General features: G+C 42.3%; 17 protein-coding genes, 1 tRNA gene and 1 other RNA gene. 10 read left to right on the plus strand and 9 right to left on the minus strand.

Annotation, left to right across the window (positions count from 1 at the left end):
• Positions 1–40 precede the first annotated feature (40 nt).
• Together ACZ5C4_RS03265 and ACZ5C4_RS03270 are read right to left on the minus strand one after the other, a co-directional pair.
• A complete protein-coding gene (locus tag ACZ5C4_RS03265) occupies positions 41–1,291 on the minus strand; it encodes an MFS transporter (RefSeq protein ID WP_464519779.1) in 1,251 nt (416 codons plus the stop codon).
• A 36-nt stretch (positions 1,292–1,327) separates the two neighbouring features.
• A complete protein-coding gene (locus tag ACZ5C4_RS03270) occupies positions 1,328–2,149 on the minus strand; it encodes a zinc dependent phospholipase C family protein (protein ID WP_464519780.1) in 822 nt (273 codons plus the stop codon).
• Positions 2,150–2,352: 203 nt separating this feature from the next.
• On the opposite strand from ACZ5C4_RS03270, the gene ssrA reads away from it, so the two are divergent.
• Positions 2,353–2,697, plus strand: a transfer-messenger RNA (tmRNA) gene (gene ssrA / locus ACZ5C4_RS03275).
• A gap of 2 nt (positions 2,698–2,699) precedes the next feature.
• Positions 2,700–2,772: transfer RNA gene (locus ACZ5C4_RS03280), tRNA-Ala, on the plus strand.
• A 17-nt stretch (positions 2,773–2,789) separates the two neighbouring features.
• Here the strand turns inward: ACZ5C4_RS03280 and ACZ5C4_RS03285 are convergent.
• The 4 genes from ACZ5C4_RS03285 to ACZ5C4_RS03300 form a co-directional block, all read right to left on the minus strand.
• On the minus strand, positions 2,790–3,536 hold the full coding sequence (locus ACZ5C4_RS03285) for a hypothetical protein (protein WP_464519781.1): 747 nt from the start codon (positions 3,534–3,536) through the stop codon (positions 2,790–2,792).
• Positions 3,537–4,668: 1,132 nt separating this feature from the next.
• Positions 4,669–4,857, minus strand: coding sequence for a hypothetical protein (locus ACZ5C4_RS03290; RefSeq protein ID WP_186877231.1), 189 nt, complete (start codon positions 4,855–4,857; stop codon positions 4,669–4,671).
• 41 nt (positions 4,858–4,898) lie between these two features.
• Positions 4,899–6,080, minus strand: coding sequence for an IS91 family transposase (locus ACZ5C4_RS03295; protein ID WP_464519782.1), 1,182 nt, complete (start codon positions 6,078–6,080; stop codon positions 4,899–4,901).
• A 132-nt stretch (positions 6,081–6,212) separates the two neighbouring features.
• On the minus strand, positions 6,213–7,178 hold the full coding sequence (locus tag ACZ5C4_RS03300; RefSeq protein WP_464519783.1) for a YbjQ family protein: 966 nt from the start codon (positions 7,176–7,178) through the stop codon (positions 6,213–6,215).
• A gap of 252 nt (positions 7,179–7,430) precedes the next feature.
• On the opposite strand from ACZ5C4_RS03300, the gene ACZ5C4_RS03305 reads away from it, so the two are divergent.
• The 7 genes from ACZ5C4_RS03305 (at position 7,431) to ACZ5C4_RS03335 (ending at position 15,962) form a co-directional block, all read left to right on the plus strand.
• Positions 7,431–8,135, plus strand: a complete 705-nt coding sequence (locus tag ACZ5C4_RS03305) for an ABC transporter ATP-binding protein (RefSeq protein WP_186876377.1) — start codon at positions 7,431–7,433, stop codon at positions 8,133–8,135.
• Between the two features lie 9 nt (positions 8,136–8,144).
• On the plus strand, positions 8,145–11,519 hold the full coding sequence (locus ACZ5C4_RS03310) for an FtsX-like permease family protein (RefSeq protein ID WP_464519784.1): 3,375 nt from the start codon (positions 8,145–8,147) through the stop codon (positions 11,517–11,519).
• Between the two features lie 21 nt (positions 11,520–11,540).
• Entirely contained in the window at positions 11,541–12,221 is a 681-nt protein-coding gene (locus tag ACZ5C4_RS03315; protein ID WP_464519785.1) for a response regulator transcription factor, read from the plus strand.
• The gene (locus ACZ5C4_RS03320; RefSeq protein ID WP_464519786.1) at positions 12,218–13,813 is read left to right on the plus strand and encodes a sensor histidine kinase; all 1,596 of its coding nucleotides are present in this window, start codon (positions 12,218–12,220) and stop codon (positions 13,811–13,813) included. The genes ACZ5C4_RS03315 and ACZ5C4_RS03320 overlap by 4 nt, the downstream gene beginning before the upstream one ends.
• A gap of 12 nt (positions 13,814–13,825) precedes the next feature.
• Positions 13,826–14,431: an imidazole glycerol phosphate synthase subunit HisH gene (gene hisH, locus ACZ5C4_RS03325; protein ID WP_464519787.1), complete on the plus strand. Its 606-nt coding sequence runs from the start codon at positions 13,826–13,828 to the stop codon at positions 14,429–14,431.
• A gap of 16 nt (positions 14,432–14,447) precedes the next feature.
• The gene (gene hisF, locus ACZ5C4_RS03330; protein ID WP_464519788.1) at positions 14,448–15,209 is read left to right on the plus strand and encodes an imidazole glycerol phosphate synthase subunit HisF; all 762 of its coding nucleotides are present in this window, start codon (positions 14,448–14,450) and stop codon (positions 15,207–15,209) included.
• Positions 15,210–15,290: 81 nt separating this feature from the next.
• Positions 15,291–15,962 (plus strand): uracil-DNA glycosylase, encoded by a 672-nt coding sequence (locus ACZ5C4_RS03335; protein ID WP_464519789.1) that lies wholly within the window; start codon positions 15,291–15,293, stop codon positions 15,960–15,962.
• 269 nt (positions 15,963–16,231) lie between these two features.
• Here ACZ5C4_RS03335 and ACZ5C4_RS03340 read toward each other — a convergent pair whose 3' ends face one another.
• From ACZ5C4_RS03340 to deoC, 3 genes are all read right to left on the minus strand, one after another.
• Complete coding sequence (locus tag ACZ5C4_RS03340) at positions 16,232–16,420, minus strand: hypothetical protein (RefSeq protein ID WP_186877231.1); 189 nt, start codon at positions 16,418–16,420, stop codon at positions 16,232–16,234.
• A 41-nt stretch (positions 16,421–16,461) separates the two neighbouring features.
• Positions 16,462–17,643, minus strand: coding sequence for an IS91 family transposase (locus tag ACZ5C4_RS03345; RefSeq protein WP_464519782.1), 1,182 nt, complete (start codon positions 17,641–17,643; stop codon positions 16,462–16,464).
• 110 nt (positions 17,644–17,753) lie between these two features.
• Positions 17,754–18,389, minus strand: coding sequence for a deoxyribose-phosphate aldolase (gene deoC, locus ACZ5C4_RS03350; RefSeq protein WP_464519790.1), 636 nt, complete (start codon positions 18,387–18,389; stop codon positions 17,754–17,756).
• 332 nt (positions 18,390–18,721) lie between these two features.
• Here deoC and rbsK point away from each other — a divergent pair, with 332 nt between their 5' ends.
• Positions 18,722–19,642: a ribokinase gene (rbsK, locus tag ACZ5C4_RS03355; RefSeq protein ID WP_464519791.1), complete on the plus strand. Its 921-nt coding sequence runs from the start codon at positions 18,722–18,724 to the stop codon at positions 19,640–19,642.

Raw genomic sequence — 19,642 nt, forward strand, 5'->3', positions numbered from 1 at the left:
GTTGTGTAGGAAACTCTGTTTTCTATACAACAAAAATTTTTCAATCCAAATTTCGGACTGTATTTAATTTTGCCGCTTTTAAAAATAAAAGTAGTCCAATGAAAAACATAACGGATAATGCACTGACCCCCATATTGACACTGCCGGTAATCTGGCTTAAGAAAGAGACAAACGCGGTTCCGATAATCGAGGCGCCCTTTCCGCAGATGTCATAGATTCCGAAATATTCTCCGGATTTTTCAGCTGGAATAATCTTGGCAAAATAGGATCGGGACAAAGCCTGTATTGTACCCTGGAACATTCCTACTAAAACGGCGAGAATCCAGAAATCTAACTGTGTGTCCAGCCAGTAGGCATAGATGGCAATACAAAAATACGCAGCGATACAGACAGTAATTATCTTTTCGGGAGATATTTTCTTTACCAGCCTTCCAAAAATCAGTACAGACGGAAATGCAACAATTTGTGTCACAAGCAGGGCTACGAGGAGCCCGTTACTGTCCAATCCCAGAGCCTGTCCGTAGGCCGTCGCCATATCGATGACAGTGTAAACTCCGTCGATATAAAAGAAGAATGCCAGCAGAAAGAGAAAAATATGTTTTTCTTTTACAAGCTCCCGAAAGGTATGACCCAGACGGCGGAAGCTGTCTCTTATTATATGATTCCCTGCCTGCGCATAATACCGTTGTTTGTAATTTTTCATCAGAGGGAGAGCAGAACAGCCCCACCAGACAGCAGTAATCAAAAAGGCTATAATCATGGATTGCTGTGCGCTTAAGCCTATATTTCCTCCGAACAGGACGATGAGAAGGCTTATGGCAAAGGGAATACAGCTTCCAATATAACCCCAGGCGTAACCATGAGAAGAAACCCGATCCATTCGCTCTGGTTCTGTTATATCGGGAAGCATTGCGTCATAAAATACGAGACTTGCAGAATATCCGGTCTTTGCAAGGATAAAGACAACAAGGAACCAGAACCAGGAAGAGAGAAAGCCCAGAAGAATACATCCGGCGATTCCTGCAGCCATAACAATTCCAAAAATTTTCTTTTTATAATTCTTAGTATCTGCGACAGCTCCCAGTGTGGGGCCGATAAGCGCTACCAGCAGGGTGCTGACAGAGACTGCATATCCCCAGTAGGCGAGATAGTCTACATCTGAAATTCCGGCATTTCCGGCAAGTGTATTAAAGTAGATGGGGAAGATGGTAGATACCATCATTGTAAACGCTGAGTTTCCTACATCATAAAGTACCCAGTTTTTCTCCATTTTCGTCAGTTTAAATTTCATACTCATTCCTCTCTTTTGGCGAAATATTCTATCTTCCTATAAGGGAAGAGTCTCCCAGTTTTCTCCGGCTCCAAATGTTCTGTGGAAACGCTGTGGAAGCTCTTTTTGTTCAAACAGCATCCTTTGATACTGGATAATCAGTCCTGCGGCAAGAGGTACTGCCCCTGCATATAGCCGCCTTAGAAGCTGGCAGTAATTTTCACAGGCAGAATTTGGCGCTTCACTCATCACCATTCCATGCATGGTATCATATTTTTTTGCCAGCTTCATGGCGCCAAAGAGAAACCGGCGTTTTTTCGGATTTGGAGCAAGCAGCAATTTGTGATAAAAAATCATAGATTTTAAAGCTTTTTTTATTGTATCCGAAGAGAGTCCCTCGAAGAAGGGAGCTATAATTTCGGCATTTACTGCTGTAGGGTGGATGTGTCGTACAGTGAGATACTTCACTGGATTGATATAGTCCTCACACAGAAGCAGCCTGTCAAATTCCATCTCAATTTCCGAGTGAGTGATCCCGCTTGTCTGTATTATTTTTTCGATATAAGGATGACATTCACTATCCAAAGCAAAGTGGCAGATAAAGCCATAGATATAGGCTCTGGCTGCAGCGGGATCTGCGGCTGTCTTTATGGTTTCTGCCGCCTGGTTAAAAAATATATCCGCCATTCTTTCATGCAGGTCATATCCTTGTTCGCTGACTGGATTTTTCATAAGAGCTTTATAATAAAACAGGATGTCTGGCCCATGAAGTCCAATGTCAAAAAGCTCTCTGTGGTTTTCTATGGCACCCTGCAAAGGACGCGGCAACGCGCTGATGACTTCTTTTCCAAATCTATAATGTGCATAGGTTGTCGGCATAATTTTTCTCCTTTTGTAAAATCTTTTTCACATCATAGGTATATATTATCACATAATCAGTGTAAAAAAAGTATTATGTTTGTGAAAAATAAAAGTAAATCTTGACATTTTAGTTTATCATTTTATATTATATAGTATACGGTCTTTATATTCTCAATTTGAATATCTGATTGGGAGAAGAATTTCGTATATCAAATCAACAAGGGCTTGTACTGGTTTCGACAGGGATCTTGAAGATGGAGAAGCTATCCGCAGGTTGATGCGTCAAATCACGAATTTAAAATTAAACGCTAACGATAATTACGAATTAGCTGCAGCCTAATTGCTGCATGTCAGCCCTAAGGCACTCACACTTTAGGGAACTGGCACCGACTATGTGAGAAACGATGCCGGCAAAGCTTTGAGCCGGCAGGCGTATGATGAAGCTACCTAAACTGTAAGGATGTTAGTTTCCGTACAGCGGGGGGAATCAAAAAGAACTAACTATGATAGTAGAAGTACATGGGATAGGTTTTTGGACGCGGGTTCGATTCCCGCCAGGTCCATATAAGGGGTATTAGCGCAGTTGGGAGCGCGCAACATTCGCATTGTTGAGGCCACGGGTTCGAATCCCGTATACTCCATTGTATATCGTCAGTATTTATGAAGGGGGTCCGTTTTCGTGTTGCATGAACTTCTTGAAATCCCGCATAGATTTTTTATCATCTTTCCGGTCAAAGAGTAGGAGCCATGCTTTATATTTCTCTTTGTCAGGAGGGGGGAGGCTCTTATCTGTCCCTTTGATAATGTTGAATATGACTTCCGGTGTAGGGAGAGCAACAATTTTCTGCGGAACTTTCGGTAGCTTGACATTCGGTGTATATCCGTTGATATACTGATGGATAACGGCAGATACCAGGCCATAAGCATTGCGAACGGTTTTGGGAGATATTGTCCGCGTATTTTTTGTGCAGCGCCGATTGGGGCGTTGACTTTCCACGGTGATGGCATCCTGCAGAATGTCATCTGTGAGGTTGCGGAGTTCAATGTCCATAATGCTCTGGAAACAGTTCTTGCGGATTTTCCAATATTCTTCTATTGTTTTTGGGCTTAGAGATACATTTGAAACAGTGATATATTTCTCAATCGCCTCAAATAGCGTGAGTCGATCCGTGTGCCGCGACTTTCTTTTGCGGTTGAGATAAAATTCATTCGCAAGAATCTCAGCTTCAATCTTTCCTCTACATGCCGGATCATTGCTTGTAAAGGATTCGTATATCCGCTTCTTTTTTGACCTTTTAGTCTTTGGATCAATTACCACCCGTCCTTGTTCATCAAACACGGGCTCATAATGGCTAAATACCTGACAACGCCAAGAGCCGGAAGGTAATTTTTTTGCAGTTGCCATAAAATCATCTCCTTTTTGTGTACAAAAATAACAGCGCACAAATGTTCTGTATTGTGCAGCTGCACCGAAGATGATACAATATTCCTGCGAGAGATTACAGCATAATCTTCGGATTGTGCTGGAACTGCTCCGGTATTGGCGTACCGGGGCGGTTGACATTTAAAGTATATTTGCTATAATATACTTAACAAGACAACTGGGATAGATAGATGAAGCCTATCCGTCCCGGGTAAGATGTTAAACTACGAAAAGTAGTCGCTTATCCTACCAAGATACGGGCGACTACTTTTTTCGTTTGTCAAAGAAACTTTTTACAAGAGTGATGATTGCGATAATCATTAGTACAAATGTAAATAAGTCATTATATGTAACGAACATAAGCACCACCCCTTTCGCAAGACTCCGAAACGGATGGATTCGCCCTCCCAGTTGCCTGGGTAAATATATTATTTTGGATTGCCCCGGACGGTGCCAGGACGGTTTGGTTTTTTAGAATATTTATATTTTACAAAATATAAAAGGAGCTTCCACAATGGGAAACACCTTCGATTAGTAAACTGAGTTACAAGCGGGACGGCGTATCCAGCATCTCAGGTACTCTTTCGAGTGTGTCGGGAGCCTTTCCGACCTTTTCAACTCAATTTATTGTATTCCCATTATATCATCAATTATAATAACGTAAAAGACCCCGTATTACTACGAGGTCTTCACATAATAGACTAATGTCTTCTTTGATGCCCCAAGGGCGATATTAGGAAAAGAATTTCTCTTTTCTGTTAATCTGTTATAGTTCATATTATGCTCGTAGTCAATGGAAATATTCCGCATTTCCGTAATATTTCTGTTGCTTTTCTTAGAAAATATATAAATCTTTTACTTTTTGATTAATTTTTTCCATATTCTCTTCAGATAATGAAATACCAGCAAGTACACCTTTCAGGTGTCGAGGATCAAATATACGTATTTTGCTTATTGTGGTTATTTGGTTAATTAGAGCAATACTTCCTGTTTTCATTCTCGAAATCTCAAGACCTATCTTATCAAGATATTCTTGAGTATTAGGAAAGTTCTCCCTTTTAGAAAAAGAGAAAAAATAGTCCACTAAAAAAATGGGCATGGGAAATAGACGATATTAGAAAAGATAAAAATCTTCTTCTTCAAAATCGTCATCGTCATCAAATTCATGTAGAAAATAATCCATATCCAGAAGGTCACTGTCGCTCATGTATTTAATATCATAAGGGGTCATACCTTCCGGAGGAGATTCGATGTATTGCTTCCTGAGTTTCTCTGCAAGTTCATGCTCACTTATGGGTTTCATGGGAATGCTGCCTCCGTTTCATACTTGATATTCTGATTGTATCACGAATGAAAAGGAGATAAAAGAAATTTACTTTTAGCAGGAGAACGGGGCAGGTACTTTCGCATTGCTTTTTCGTATAATTCTTGCAGAGAAACAGGATGATGGTTGTAGTAAATTTCAAGGAGGAGCATGGTTTTGCCACATTTAGGACACTTTAAAGGGTCATAGCCGAAAGAGGCTATGATGGAGCAGCGCCATTTGTTGAAGCTAAGGAGAAAAGGACGGGCTTTTTGGGAAATAGCCCGGAAAAGGAGTTTGTCTGATTCGCGGTGCCTTGCATAAAGACCATAGTAGCGAATCATTTTAAAGTGCTTTTCTGGGATGTGCTGAATCAGGCGGGAGATAAAGTCCAAGGCAGGGAGTGTTTCAACAACAAGTTTTTCATCCTCATGGCGGTTGTAATGAAAGGTGACGGAATCGCCATTGTAAGCATCAATGCGGGAAGTGGCAATGGGAGGGCGACCGAGATAGCGACCGATATATTTGGAGACAGCATAGGGGTTGCAAAGATTGGGTTTGGCATAAACATAAAAGCCGTTCCTGCAGTGTTGATAGCAAAAAGCTTTCATTTTTTTAAAAGAGGGACCAAGCTGCTGATGAAGTGAATTGAGGAGTGCGGTACAAAAGGCGCTGCGCAGAAAAGAGAAGTTGAAATGAGAGAGTTTGCGCCAAAAATTATCGTGGCTAAGCCCGCCTTGGGTAACAAGACAATGAATATGTGGATTCCATTTCAGGTCACGACCGAAAGTATGAAGGACGCAAATAAAACCGGGAGTAAAATTTTTGGATGTATTCACCTTAGAAAATAAGCGGAAGATAACACTTTGGACTGCGGAAAAAAGGCAGTTAAGAAGAGAACGGTTGTGGAGGAAGAAAGGGCGAAGCTGTTCAGGGATAGTGAAGACACAATGGCGGTGAGTGCAGGCAAGGAGCTTAAAAGACATAGAAGTGGTACGGTGGATGGAATACATGTTGCCGCAGGTAGGGCAAAAGCGGCTGTGGCAGCGAAAGGGAACGAACTTCCATTCTGCGCAGTGGGGACAGTGGTACATTGCGCCGCCGAAAGAAGGGTCACCGCAGTGAATCATTTTTTCAACATTCTCAATAACAGAGATACGGGGATGTAAAATATAAATCATTTCTTCATAATGGTCTTTAAAAATCTTCTGTAAAATATTCATAAGACTATTATGCAGGAAACTAACACAAAAAGAAACCCCTAATTCCCCCATGAATGGGGGATAGGGGGCTGAAGTGTCGAAGACACTTTGTTCTTTATGTTATGAAGGGAATTCCAGGTAAGAATATAGCAGCTAAATATTATCCGAGAAATATAGTTCTATTTTTTGGATACAATCTTTAGACATATTTCCATACATTCGTTCGTTGGAGACTAATGATTTTATAGCTTCAAGAAGATCATTTGGTATAAAATCATTATGCTCTGCATTAAAATTAAGGCTATAATCATAAATTTCTTTTGCGCTATTTAAACTTTTGATAAAATATATATAATCATGCCTAAGCGTTAAGCTGTCAGATTGTTTGGGAGACTTATCCAGCAGCGCAGATGGATTTATATGATTAGAGCTGATGCATGTTTTTAGATCGTCTTTATATTTGGTAATTTCAAAAGAAGCTGATTTTAATACAGGAATTAATTCTGTAGGAACAGCAATCGGTATAAATGTACTGATTCGATAGTTATTGTCTTCTTTTGTAAAATCGTAAAAATAAGTATTTTTGATTTCGTATATATCGTCTAAAATAGTAGTAAAAACAATATTGCCTTTTAATGTATGGATATTATTAGAGGATACATCAACGGACAGTAATCTGGCGTAGCATTGACGTTCAGAGCACGAAAGTGAAAAAGCTATAGGCCTTATAGGAATTTCTGCATTATAATCAGTAATTTCAACTTTTTTATTGAGATTTAGAAGAGAGGTTACAGATTTTTCGATTTTAACAGCTGTTCCATTTGCGGTGACACCCATAATATCTGCTGAAAATGCAGTATATTCAATTTGCACAGCAATAACCGCGTTTGCACCGCACATTTTTGCCTGATGTATTAAATTATCTAAAGCCATGTTGCGGGCGTTATTTAATTTTTCTTCATACATGGTACTGTTAGTCCCCAGTATATCGGCGATCCCAGCGCCTAAGCTACTCAAAAATCCTGTGCCGAGTGCCGCTTCACCAGAGCATAGCCCTAAATACTCAGTGATATTATATCCTTCAAAATTATATCCAGATGTTATTTGTATATTTTTCACAGTTATGCCTCCTAATATTTTAATGGAATATGTATCAATATTTATAGAAGTATTATATCACAGAATAGGAGGAAACGGAGACCGGTAAAGGAAGTGAGGCCGCAAAGAAATATGCCTTGATTGCGTTATTTATCCGAGGTGAAAGAGATTAAAAAAGTGTGAAATAACATTGAATTTGATTAAATTTTTATGGGAACATGCTATAATAATTGATACAGAATTAGTCATATTTTTACGTCGGGAGATACATATATGGAAAACTTTGTAAAATTACATAATATCACAAAGATTTATAAAATGGGAGAAGTCGAGATCCGTGCAGTGGACGGGATCGACTTCTCGATCCATAAGGGGGAATTTGTTGTAATCGTAGGGCCAAGCGGCGCTGGAAAGACAACGGTGCTCAATATATTAGGCGGGATGGATACAGCTACATCTGGAAGCCTTGTTGTGGATGGAGAAGAGATTACAAAATATTCGGCAAGACAGTTGACTGGGTACAGACGGGAAGACATTGGATTTGTGTTCCAGTTTTATAATTTGGTGCCAAATCTGACTGCACTGGAAAATGTAGAACTGGCGTTGCAGATCTGTAAAGACCCCCTGGATGCGAGAACGGTTCTGGAGGAAGTGGGGCTTACCGATCGGATGGATAATTTCCCAGCCCAGTTATCGGGAGGTGAGCAGCAGCGTGTCTCGATTGCAAGGGCGCTGGCGAAAAATCCAAAGCTCCTTCTCTGTGACGAGCCGACAGGGGCATTGGACTATAATACAGGAAAAGCAATTTTAAAGCTTCTTCAGGATATGTGTCGGGAACGTGGCATGACAGTGATTGTTATCACACATAATTCTGCTTTAGCGCCAATGGCGGATCGGCTGATTAAAATAAAAAACGGCAGGGTATCCAAAATGGAGATCAATGAAAATCCGGTGTCAATAGATGAAATTGAATGGTAGGTTGTTTTGATGAACAGAAAAGCATTGAGAAAAGATTTTTATATGGAAATCAGACGCAGTCTGGGACGTTTTCTGTCTATCTTTTTCATTGTGGCGATTGGCGTTGCGTTTTTTTCGGGTATCCGTTCAGCGGAGCCGGATATGCGGGTGTCAGGAGACGCTTATTTTGACGAGAAAAATCTGATGGATATCCAGGTTGTCAGTACGCTGGGACTTACAGAGGACGACGTCCATGCACTGGAAAAGGTAGAGGGAATCGAAGCAGTAGAGGGCGGGTATTCGGTAGATGCGCTCTGTACAGGGAATGAAAATGAAAGCGTGGTACATATCTCTTCTATCCTGCCGACAATGAACGAGGTGCAGGTGGAGGAAGGACGGCTTCCGAAAGCAGCAGATGAGTGTGCGGTAGATGTAGATTTTCTGGAAGCCGGTGAATATAAAATAGGAGATAAGATCACATTCCGTTCGGGGACGGAGGACGCGATTACAGATACATTGCAGACAGATACCTTTACAATTGTAGGTGCAGTCAGCAGTCCATGTTATATTTCCTTTCAGAGAGGCAGCACGACCATTGGCACAGGGAGTGTAGATGGATTTGTCAGTGTACCGGCAGACAGCTTTGATATGGATGTATATACAGAACTGTATGCATCGGTAGAAGGGGCAAAGGCATTGACTGCGTTTACTTCCGCATATGATGACCGAGTGGGAGAAGTGACAAGCCGTGTGGAGGAGATAAAAGAAGGACGTGAAACTGCTCGGTATCAAGAGGTGATAGATGAGGCGAATTCCCAACTGGAAGAGGCGAAAGAAGAATTAGAAGAGGCACAGTCCGAAGTAGAAGAACAGCTTGCGGAGGCAGAGCAAGAGCTGGAGGACGGGCAAAGCCAGATAGACAGTGCAAAGGCGGAGATAGAGAATTCTTTGAATCAGCTTGCAGCTTCGGAAAGTGAGCTGACGGCAAAGCAAGGGGAAATCGACAGCGCAAAGACCGAGCTCATCTCCAGGCAGGCGGAGTTGGATACGGCGAAGACAGCGCTGGAGACACAAAAAACTGCATTAGAGGCAGGAAATATTACAAAAGACGAGAACTACCAGGCGGCATACCAACAGGGATATAATACGGCGTTATTACAGGCCTACGAAGCGGTGGACGCAGAATTAAATACACAGGCGGCACAGATAGAGAGTGTGATTACTAAGCTGGAAGAAGAAATTCGGGCATTGGAAGAAGCAGGAGACACCAGTGGAAAACTGGAAGAGCTAAAAACACAGCTTGCAGTACAGGAAGCGGCTCTTGCGCAGATAAATAGTGATGCCTTTAGAAGTACGGTAAAGGAACAGGCAAAGGAAGCGCTAGATGCTGCTTTTCCCGAACAGTTTCATGAGCAGTACCGGCAGCAGGCATTAGAGCAGGTGAATGGGTATCTTTCTCAACTAGACACCGGACAGAGTCAGATCGATCAGGCGGAGGCACAGCTGGATGCCGGCCAGGGACAGCTTGACAGCGGCTGGGCACAAATCAGTCAGGCAAAAACACAGCTGGCAGCTGCACAGGAAGAAATTGCAGAAAAAGAGCAGGAGCTTATTGAGGGGTGGAGTGAGTATGAGGAGGGAAAAACAGAGGCAGAAGAACAGCTCACAGAAGGAAAAAAGAAGATACAGGATGCAGAAGATGAGATTGAAAAGATCGAACATGCGAAATGGTATGTCAATGACAGAAATGATGCGATAACGGATTATTCCGGATATGGGGACAATGCGGACAGGATGCGGGCGATTGGGGAAGTCTTCCCTGTTTTGTTTTTTCTGGTTGCAGCGTTAGTCAGTCTGACGACTATGACTCGTATGGTAGAGGAACAGAGGACACTGATTGGTACACTAAAAGCGCTTGGATATGAGCGACATTCCATTGCGGGAAAATATCTGGGCTATGCATTTCTTGCTACGGTCGGCGGCTGTGTCGTAGGTGTGCTGGTTGGGGAAAAGATACTGCCGTACATTATTATTACAGCTTATGGAATTATGTATACACATATGGATAGTATCATAGTGCCGTATAATCTGTCTTATGCTGTGGCAGCATCTGCAGCGGCGCTTGTCTGCACGATTGGCGCGACATTTTTTGCCTGCTTTAAAGAGTTAAAAGAACAGGCGGCAGAGCTGATGCGTCCGCCTGCTCCTAAGCAGGGAAAACGAGTTTTGCTGGAGAGACTGACTTTTATCTGGAAAAGATTAAGCTTTATATGGAAAGCAACAGTGCGCAATCTCGTACGATATAAAAAGCGGTTTTTTATGACTGTATTTGGTATCGGAGGCTCGATGGCACTTTTGCTCGTAGGTTTTGGGCTTCAGGATTCTATTTTTAATATTGGAGTGCTGCAGTATGAGAAAATACAATTGTATGATGGAAATGTAATATTAAATGAGGATGCAGCTGACGAGGAGAAGCAGGAGATATATGATTCGCTCCAGGCAGACAGCCGGACGGATATGACGGCAAAAAATCTTCTGACGCAGGTAAAAGTACACAACGGGGAGAATAAAGGAGAGGTCTACTTAAATGTGCCGGAAAATACAGAAGATTTTTCTGAGCTGGTGGTTTTTGAAAACCGGGTGACAAAGGAAAGATACAGCTTGGACAATGACGGTGTGATTTTGACAGAAAAGATGGCTAAGACACTGGATGTGGAAGCGGGCGAAACAATTGAGATACAAGATGACGTCAAAGGGGAGATTCCGATAAAAGTAGAAAGCATCTGTGAGAATTACATGGGGCACTATCTATATATGACTTCGGAGCTGTATGCCAAGCTATATGGAAAAGAACCGGAGTATAACGCAGTATACTTTAAGACACAAGACGGTACAACAAAACAGGCACAGGAAATCGGAGAAGAAATACTGGAAAATCCAGGCGCTTTGAGTGTCAGCTATACAACGGATATAGAGAGTCAGCTGGACGATATGCTGGGAAGCCTGGATATTGTGATTGTTGTACTTGTAATTTCCGCCGGAATGCTTGCCTTTGTTGTACTGTATAATCTGAATAATATCAACATTACAGAACGCAAGAGGGAACTGGCGACGCTGAAGGTGCTTGGATTTTATGACAAAGAAGTCAGCGCCTATGTGTATCGTGAAAATATCATTCTGACGGTGATAGGCGGTATATTCGGAATGATACTGGGGAACATTTTACATCAGTTCATCATTGTAACGGTAGAAATTGAATCTGTCATGTTTGGAAGAAATATTGATATTAGCAGTTTTATCTATAGTTTTCTAATAACACTTGCATTTTCTTTCTTTGTAAACGGTGTTATGTATTTTAAACTGAGAAGAATTGACATGGTGGAATCGTTAAAAAGTGTAGAATGACATAAGAAAGATGGTGAGATTATGGAAAGAGCAAAAATTTTGGTTGTAGATGATGAAAGCAGGATGCGGAAGCTGGTAAAAGATTTTCTCGTCAGAGAAGGCTATATTGTGCTGGAGGCAGGAGATGGCGTGGAAGCAATGGATATTTTCTATGAGGAGAAAGATATTGCACTGGTGATTCTGGATGTTATGATGCCTAAAATGGACGGCTGGCAGGTATGCAGGGAGATTCGGGAAGAATCAAAGGTACCGATTATTATGCTGACGGCACGTTCAGAGGAACGGGATGAATTACAGGGATTCGAATTAGGGGTGGATGAATATATATCTAAGCCCTTTAGTCCGAAGATTCTGGTGGCACGTGTGGGCGCTATTTTAAGGCGCACGATGGGGAGCGCCGCAGGAGAGCTGCTCGAGGCCGGCGGCATAGTGGTAGACAAAGCAGCACATATTGTGAAGCTCGACGGACAGGTGACAGATCTGAGCTTTAAGGAGTTTGAGCTGCTTGCATATTTTATGGAAAATCAAGGAATTGCGCTGTCACGTGAGAAGATTTTAAACAATGTATGGAATTATGATTATTTTGGAGATGCACGGACGATTGATACGCATGTAAAAAAATTGCGGAGTAAGTTAAAAGACAAGGGAGAGTATATCAAAACGATTTGGGGAATGGGCTATAAATTTGAGGTAGAAGAATGAAATGGTCAATCAGGAGCCAGATTACTGCTATTTTTATCGGACTGATCGTGTTGATTCTGGCAGGAATGTTTGTAATCAATTCTGGATTTCTTGGACAGTACTATGTGGCGCACAAGGAAAAAGATCTGGTGGATACCTATGAGGTGATTAACAGGGCTCTTTCGGACGGGAAATTTACATCTGAAAGTGTAAAGGACAAGGTGCTGAATCAGTCAGAGAAGACAAATATTGATATTTCTATAATGGATACGGCAGGGGGAAATATTATCTTTTCTACTATCAAGGACGAAAGAGGTCTGCTGTTTGGCAGAATGCTGGGCTATTTCTTTGATAAAAATCAAGGAGACGGGATTGTGCTGGAAAGTACAGATGCATATCAGATTTTAAAAGCGACAGATACGGCGAACAAGACAGATTACCTGGAGATGTGGGGATATTTTTCAGACGGTTCTTTTTTTACGATGCGCAGTCCCTTAGAAAGTATTAGAGAAAGCGCGAGTCTGGCAAATAAATTTCTGGTTTATATGGGGATTACAGGAATTGTGCTGGGAGGAATTTTAGTCTGGTTTTTCTCTAAAAAGATTACAAAGCCGGTTTTAGAGCTCGCAGAACTGTCAAGAAGAATGGCAAATCTGGACTTTAACGCAAAATATACAAGTGGAGGAAGCAACGAAATCGGAGTTCTGGGAGAGAGCTTCAATATCATGTCGAAACGTCTGGAAAAGACAGTGTCAGAATTAAAGAGTGCAAACAACAAGCTGTTAAAGGACATTGAACAGAAAGAAAAGATCGAAGATATGCGCAATGAATTTCTGGGAAATGTTTCCCATGAGCTAAAGACGCCCATTGCGCTTATTCAAGGCTATGCAGAGGGGCTGAAAGAGGGGGTAAACGACGATCCGGAAAGTCGTGAATTTTATTGTGATGTAATTATGGACGAGGCAGGGAAGATGAACCAGATGGTGAAAAATCTTCTGACGCTGAATCAGTTGGAGTTCGGATCGGATGAATTGGAGTTTGAACGGTTTGATATAGTAGGGCTGATACGTGGAGTAATAGCAAGCTGTGATATCTTGATTCAGCAGGCAGAGGCGTCGGTATCCTTTGTAGCAGATCTTGCCGTTTATGTTTGGGCAGATGAGTTTAAAACAGAGCAGGTAGTGCGCAATTATCTGACGAATGCGATCCATCATGTGGAAAATGAGAAGCGCATAGAAATCCGCGTGCTTCCAAAACAGGATACAGTTAGGATCACTGTATTTAACAGTGGAAAGCCGATTCCTAAGGAGGATGTCTCAAAGCTGTGGGACAAGTTTTATAAAGTGGACAAGGCGCATACAAGAGAGTATGGAGGGAACGGCATTGGTCTGTCTATTGTAAAGGCGATCATGGAATCTTTCCATCAGGCATATGGAGTACAAAATTTTGACAATGGAGTGGAATTCTGGTTTGAATTGGAACCAGACGTAAGCATAAAGAGCGAAGACTGCGTTAAAAATGAGCATTACGGACAGGAGAAGAAAGAGGGGGCTGTGGAAGGCCAAGCTTTACATGGAAAGGGAAATGAGGTAAAATACGAAGAGCTTCAGTGAGGTGTGAGGAACATGATTGCGATAATTGATTATGATGCGGGAAATATAAAGAGCGTGGAGAAAGCGCTTATACATTTGGGACAAGAGGTAATTGTAACAGGTGAGAAGGAACAGATTGAAAAGGCGGATAAAGTGATTCTTCCTGGCGTGGGCGCGTTCGGAGATGCAATGAGGAATCTAAGGCAGAGTGGGCTGGACAAGGTAATTCGGGAAGTAGTTGACAGGGGAACTCTTTTTCTGGGTATCTGCCTGGGGCTGCAGGTTTTGTTTGAAAGCAGTGAAGAGGCGCCGGGAGTACAAGGACTTGGTATCCTGGAAGGAAAAATTTTACGGATTCCGCAGAAAGAAGGTATGAAAATTCCGCATATGGGATGGAATTCCCTTTGTCTAAAAAACGAAGGGAGGCTTTTTAAGGGAATAGAGGAAGGTGCGTTTGTGTATTTTGTACATTCCTATTATCTGAAGGCAGCAAATGAGAAGATTGTGAAGGCTTCTGCGCAGTATGGCGTGTCTATTGACGCATCTGTAGAACAGGGCAATCTGTTTGCGTGTCAGTTTCATCCGGAGAAAAGCAGTGAAGTAGGCTTGAGGATACTGAAAAATTTTGTGGAGCTTTAACAGGAGGCGGGAGGCTATGTTTACAAAAAGAATTATCCCCTGTCTGGATGTCCATGCAGGAAGAGTCGTAAAAGGAGTGAACTTTGTAGATTTAAAAGATGCCGGAGATCCGGTGGAGATTGCCAGGGCCTATGATACAGCAGGGGCGGATGAATTGGTGTTTTTGGATATTACAGCATCGTCTGATGCGCGCAAGACGGTGGTAGATATGGTAAGAAAAGTGGCGCAGTGCGTGTTCATTCCATTTACAGTGGGAGGCGGAATCCGTACGGTAGAGGATTTTCGTGTTCTTTTAAGGGAAGGGGCAGACAAGATTTCGATCAATTCCTCCGCGATTAATACTCCGGAATTGATACAGGACGCAGCAGAAAAATTTGGCAGTCAGTGTGTGGTTGTCGCGATTGACGCGAAGAAAAGAGCAGACGGAAGCGGCTGGAATATCTACAAAAATGGCGGAAGAATTGATGCAGGTATAGATGCAGTAGAATGGGCGCAGAAGGTGGAGGTGTTAGGAGCAGGTGAGATCCTTCTTACAAGCATGGACTGTGATGGAACAAAGGCGGGGTATGATTTGGAATTGACGCATACGATTGCGGAGCATGTGTCGATTCCAGTGATTGCTTCTGGAGGCGCGGGGCAGCTTAAACACTTTAAAGAAGCTCTGACAGAAGGAAAGGCAGATGCAGTGCTGGCAGCCTCGCTGTTTCATTATAAGGAGCTTGAAATACGGGAGGTAAAAGAGTATTTGAGAAAAGAAGGGGTCTCTGTCCGTCTATAGTGCAAAAAAGACAGGTTTCTATATAGAATCATCTATAAGGCTATACAACAGAAAAATATACAAGGGAGGAATAATAACGGCATGGCAGGATTAAATGGCGACTGGTATGAAGCGCTGAAAGAAGAATTCAAAAAGCCCTATTATAAAAAACTATTTGAAACAGTAAATCAGGAATATAAAACAAAGAGGATTTTTCCGCCGGCAAAGGACATATTCAATGCATTCCATCTCACGCCGCTTCATGATGTGAAAGTTGTGATCCTTGGACAGGATCCATATCATAACTATGGACAGGCGCATGGACTATGCTTTTCAGTGCAGAAAGGAGTAGCAATTCCTCCTTCGCTGGAAAATATTTATCAGGAGTTGCATGATGACCTGGGATGTACAATCCCGCATCATGGCTGCCTGACAAAGTGGGCGGAGCAGGGGGTGTTGATGCTCAATACAGTGCTGACTGTAAGGGCACACCAGGCAAATTCCCATCGCGGGATTGGCTGGGAAGAATTTACAGACGCGGCAATTCTCGCACTGAACAGGCAGGAGCGACCGATGGTGTTTATTTTGTGGGGCTCTCCGGCACAGAGAAAGAAACGGATGCTGCGCAATCCGAAGCACTTGATATTAGAGGCTGCACATCCAAGCCCACTCTCTGCATTCAGAGGCTTTTTTGGCAGCCGGCCATTTAGTCAGACAAACCGTTTTCTAGAAGAACATGGTATAGAACCGATTGACTGGCAGATAGAAGATTAAAAAAACTCCTTTGGGAAGAAGGATAGCATGAAAGTTTTCTTCTCAAAGGAGTTTTTTATATAATAGGAAATTTCGATAAATTTCCTATTATATGAAAAGCCCTCCGGGCAGGATGCGCACGCCGCAATAAGGAAATTTTACCGCTTTGCGGTATTGCGGCGGCGCGCAAAGTGGGCTTGCCCACTTTGTTCAATATTAGGAAAGTTCTCCCTTTTAGAAAAAGAGAAAAAATAGTCCACTAAAAAAATGGGCATGGGAAATAGACGATATTAGAAAAGATAAAAATCTTCTTCTTCAAAATCGTCATCGTCATCAAATTCATGTAGAAAATAATCCATATCCAGAAGGTCACTGTCGCTCATGTATTTAATATCATAAGGGGTCATACCTTCCGGAGGAGATTCGATGTATTGCTTCCTGAGTTTCTCTGCAAGTTCATGCTCACTTATGGGTTTCATGGGAATGCTGCCTCCGTTTCATACTTGATATTCTGATTGTATCACGAATGAAAAGGAGATAAAAGAAATTTACTTTTAGCAGGAGAACGGGGCAGGTACTTTCGCATTGCTTTTTCGTATAATTCTTGCAGAGAAACAGGATGATGGTTGTAGTAAATTTCAAGGAGGAGCATGGTTTTGCCACATTTAGGACACTTTAAAGGGTCATAGCCGAAAGAGGCTATGATGGAGCAGCGCCATTTGTTGAAGCTAAGGAGAAAAGGACGGGCTTTTTGGGAAATAGCCCGGAAAAGGAGTTTGTCTGATTCGCGGTGCCTTGCATAAAGACCATAGTAGCGAATCATTTTAAAGTGCTTTTCTGGGATGTGCTGAATCAGGCGGGAGATAAAGTCCAAGGCAGGGAGTGTTTCAACAACAAGTTTTTCATCCTCATGGCGGTTGTAATGAAAGGTGACGGAATCGCCATTGTAAGCATCAATGCGGGAAGTGGCAATGGGAGGGCGACCGAGATAGCGACCGATATATTTGGAGACAGCATAGGGGTTGCAAAGATTGGGTTTGGCATAAACATAAAAGCCGTTCCTGCAGTGTTGATAGCAAAAAGCTTTCATTTTTTTAAAAGAGGGACCAAGCTGCTGATGAAGTGAATTGAGGAGTGCGGTACAAAAGGCGCTGCGCAGAAAAGAGAAGTTGAAATGAGAGAGTTTGCGCCAAAAATTATCGTGGCTAAGCCCGCCTTGGGTAACAAGACAATGAATATGTGGATTCCATTTCAGGTCACGACCGAAAGTATGAAGGACGCAAATAAAACCGGGAGTAAAATTTTTGGATGTATTCACCTTAGAAAATAAGCGGAAGATAACACTTTGGACTGCGGAAAAAAGGCAGTTAAGAAGAGAACGGTTGTGGAGGAAGAAAGGGCGAAGCTGTTCAGGGATAGTGAAGACACAATGGCGGTGAGTGCAGGCAAGGAGCTTAAAAGACATAGAAGTGGTACGGTGGATGGAATACATGTTGCCGCAGGTAGGGCAAAAGCGGCTGTGGCAGCGAAAGGGAACGAACTTCCATTCTGCGCAGTGGGGACAGTGGTACATTGCGCCGCCGAAAGAAGGGTCACCGCAGTGAATCATTTTTTCAACATTCTCAATAACAGAGATACGGGGATGTAAAATATAAATCATTTCTTCATAATGGTCTTTAAAAATCTTCTGTAAAATATTCATAAGACTATTATGCAGGAAACTAACACAAAAAGAAACCCCTAATTCCCCCATGAATGGGGGATAGGGGGCTGAAGTGTCGAAGACACTTTGTTCTATGGAATCTTTCATTTTTATAGCAGAATCACTCCATTGCCGGCTCCGATTCTGTCAGCCCCTGCTGCGATTAATTCTTCTGTAAATGCGCGGGTGCGGATACCGCCGCTTGCCTTTACCTGTAAACGATCCCCGACTGTTTCTTTCATCAGTTTTATATCTTCGATGGTTGCTCCGCCAGTGGAAAAGCCAGTGGAAGTCTTGACAAAAGCTGCTCCCGCTTCCTCGGAAAGCTGGCATGCTTTTCTTTTTTCCTCTTCTGTCAAAAGGCAGGTCTCAATTATGACTTTGACGATTGCCGGTTTGGAGGCGTCTACTACCGCTTTAATATCATCTCTTACAAAATCCCAGTCTTTGTCTTTCACAGCACCGATATTGATAACCATATCGATTTCAGAGGCACCTGCTTTTACAGCTTCTAAGGCCTCAAAAGCTTTTGCGGATGTCATCATAGCTCCTAGAGGGAAGCCGACAACACAGCAGGTTTTGACATCTGTTCCCTTTAGCTCTGAAGCGACAAGCGCAGCATGGCAGGTGTTTACGCAGACAGACGCAAACCCATGCTCCCTGGCTTCCTGACAATAACGGATGATCGTTTCCTTTGTAGAATCTGCTTTTAACATAGTGTGATCGATTTTCTTTGCAATATTCATTATTCTCCTCCTGTATTCCATAAATAAAATTAGATAATGGTACGTATTTTGGTTCTGTACTGACAGATACCTTAATTTATGATTATTATACCATAGACAAAACAGAAAAACAACTGAAACCGCTTTTATTTTTATAGGGGGGGGGCAAATGGTAAAAATATACAAAAAATAATATAAAATTATATGAAAATTGACGTTTTAATGAATGATAGTGAGTTTTGGATTGACTATATTGGAATTAAATGGTATGGTTGACTTAAGAAAAGTGAAAGCGGTTTCAAAAAATGTTTCATAGAAACAGAACAGAAAATTGAAAAACGGGAGGGTGCAAAATGAGCAAGGTTGTTGTATTTGGCAGTTTTGTAGTAGATTTGATGGCACGAAGTCCTCATCTGCCAGTTCCAGGGGAGACGGTAAAAGGTTCCGTCTTCAAAATGGGGCCGGGAGGAAAAGGTTTCAATCAGTGTGTAGCTGCTCACAAAGCAGGATCAGACGTTGTGATGATAACAAAACTGGGAAAAGACAGTTTCGCGGATGTGGCGCTCAACACAATGGATGAATTGGGGATGACGAAAGAGAGTCTCTTTTATTCAGATGATGTAGAAACGGGAATTGCATTGATTTTGGTGGATGAGAACACAAGTCAGAATGAAATTATCATTGTACCTGGTGCATGTAACACGATTACGCCGGAGGAAGTAGCAAAAATTGAAAACGTTATAAAAGAAAGTGAATATGTTCTGCTTCAGTTAGAAGTAAACCAGGATGCAAATGAGTTGGTTGCAGATATGGCAAACCGGTACGGATGTAAAGTGATTGTTAATACAGCTCCGTATGCAAAAATCAGTGATGAGTTTCTATCAAAAGCCTATATGGTTACGCCAAATGAAGTAGAAGCAGAAGAGCTGACAGGAGTACATGTAGATAGTCTTGAATCGGCACATGAAGCGGCGGAATACTTCTATAAAAAAGGTGTACAAAAAGTGATTATTACGCTTGGTTCAAGAGGAGTATTTGTTTCATCAGATGGAAGAGAAGAAATTGTTCCTGCATTTAAAGTAGACGCGGTAGATACGACTGGGGCGGGAGATGCATTTAATGGAGGGTTACTTGCAGCACTCTCCGAAGGAAAAGACATATGGGAGGCGGTACGATTTGCAAACGGGCTCGCAGCGCTTTCTGTACAAAAAATGGGAACCACCCCGTCTATGCCGAAACTAGAAGAGATTAGGAAATTTTTAGAAACACATTAA

The sequence above is a fragment of the Mediterraneibacter flintii genome (assembly GCF_055387595.1).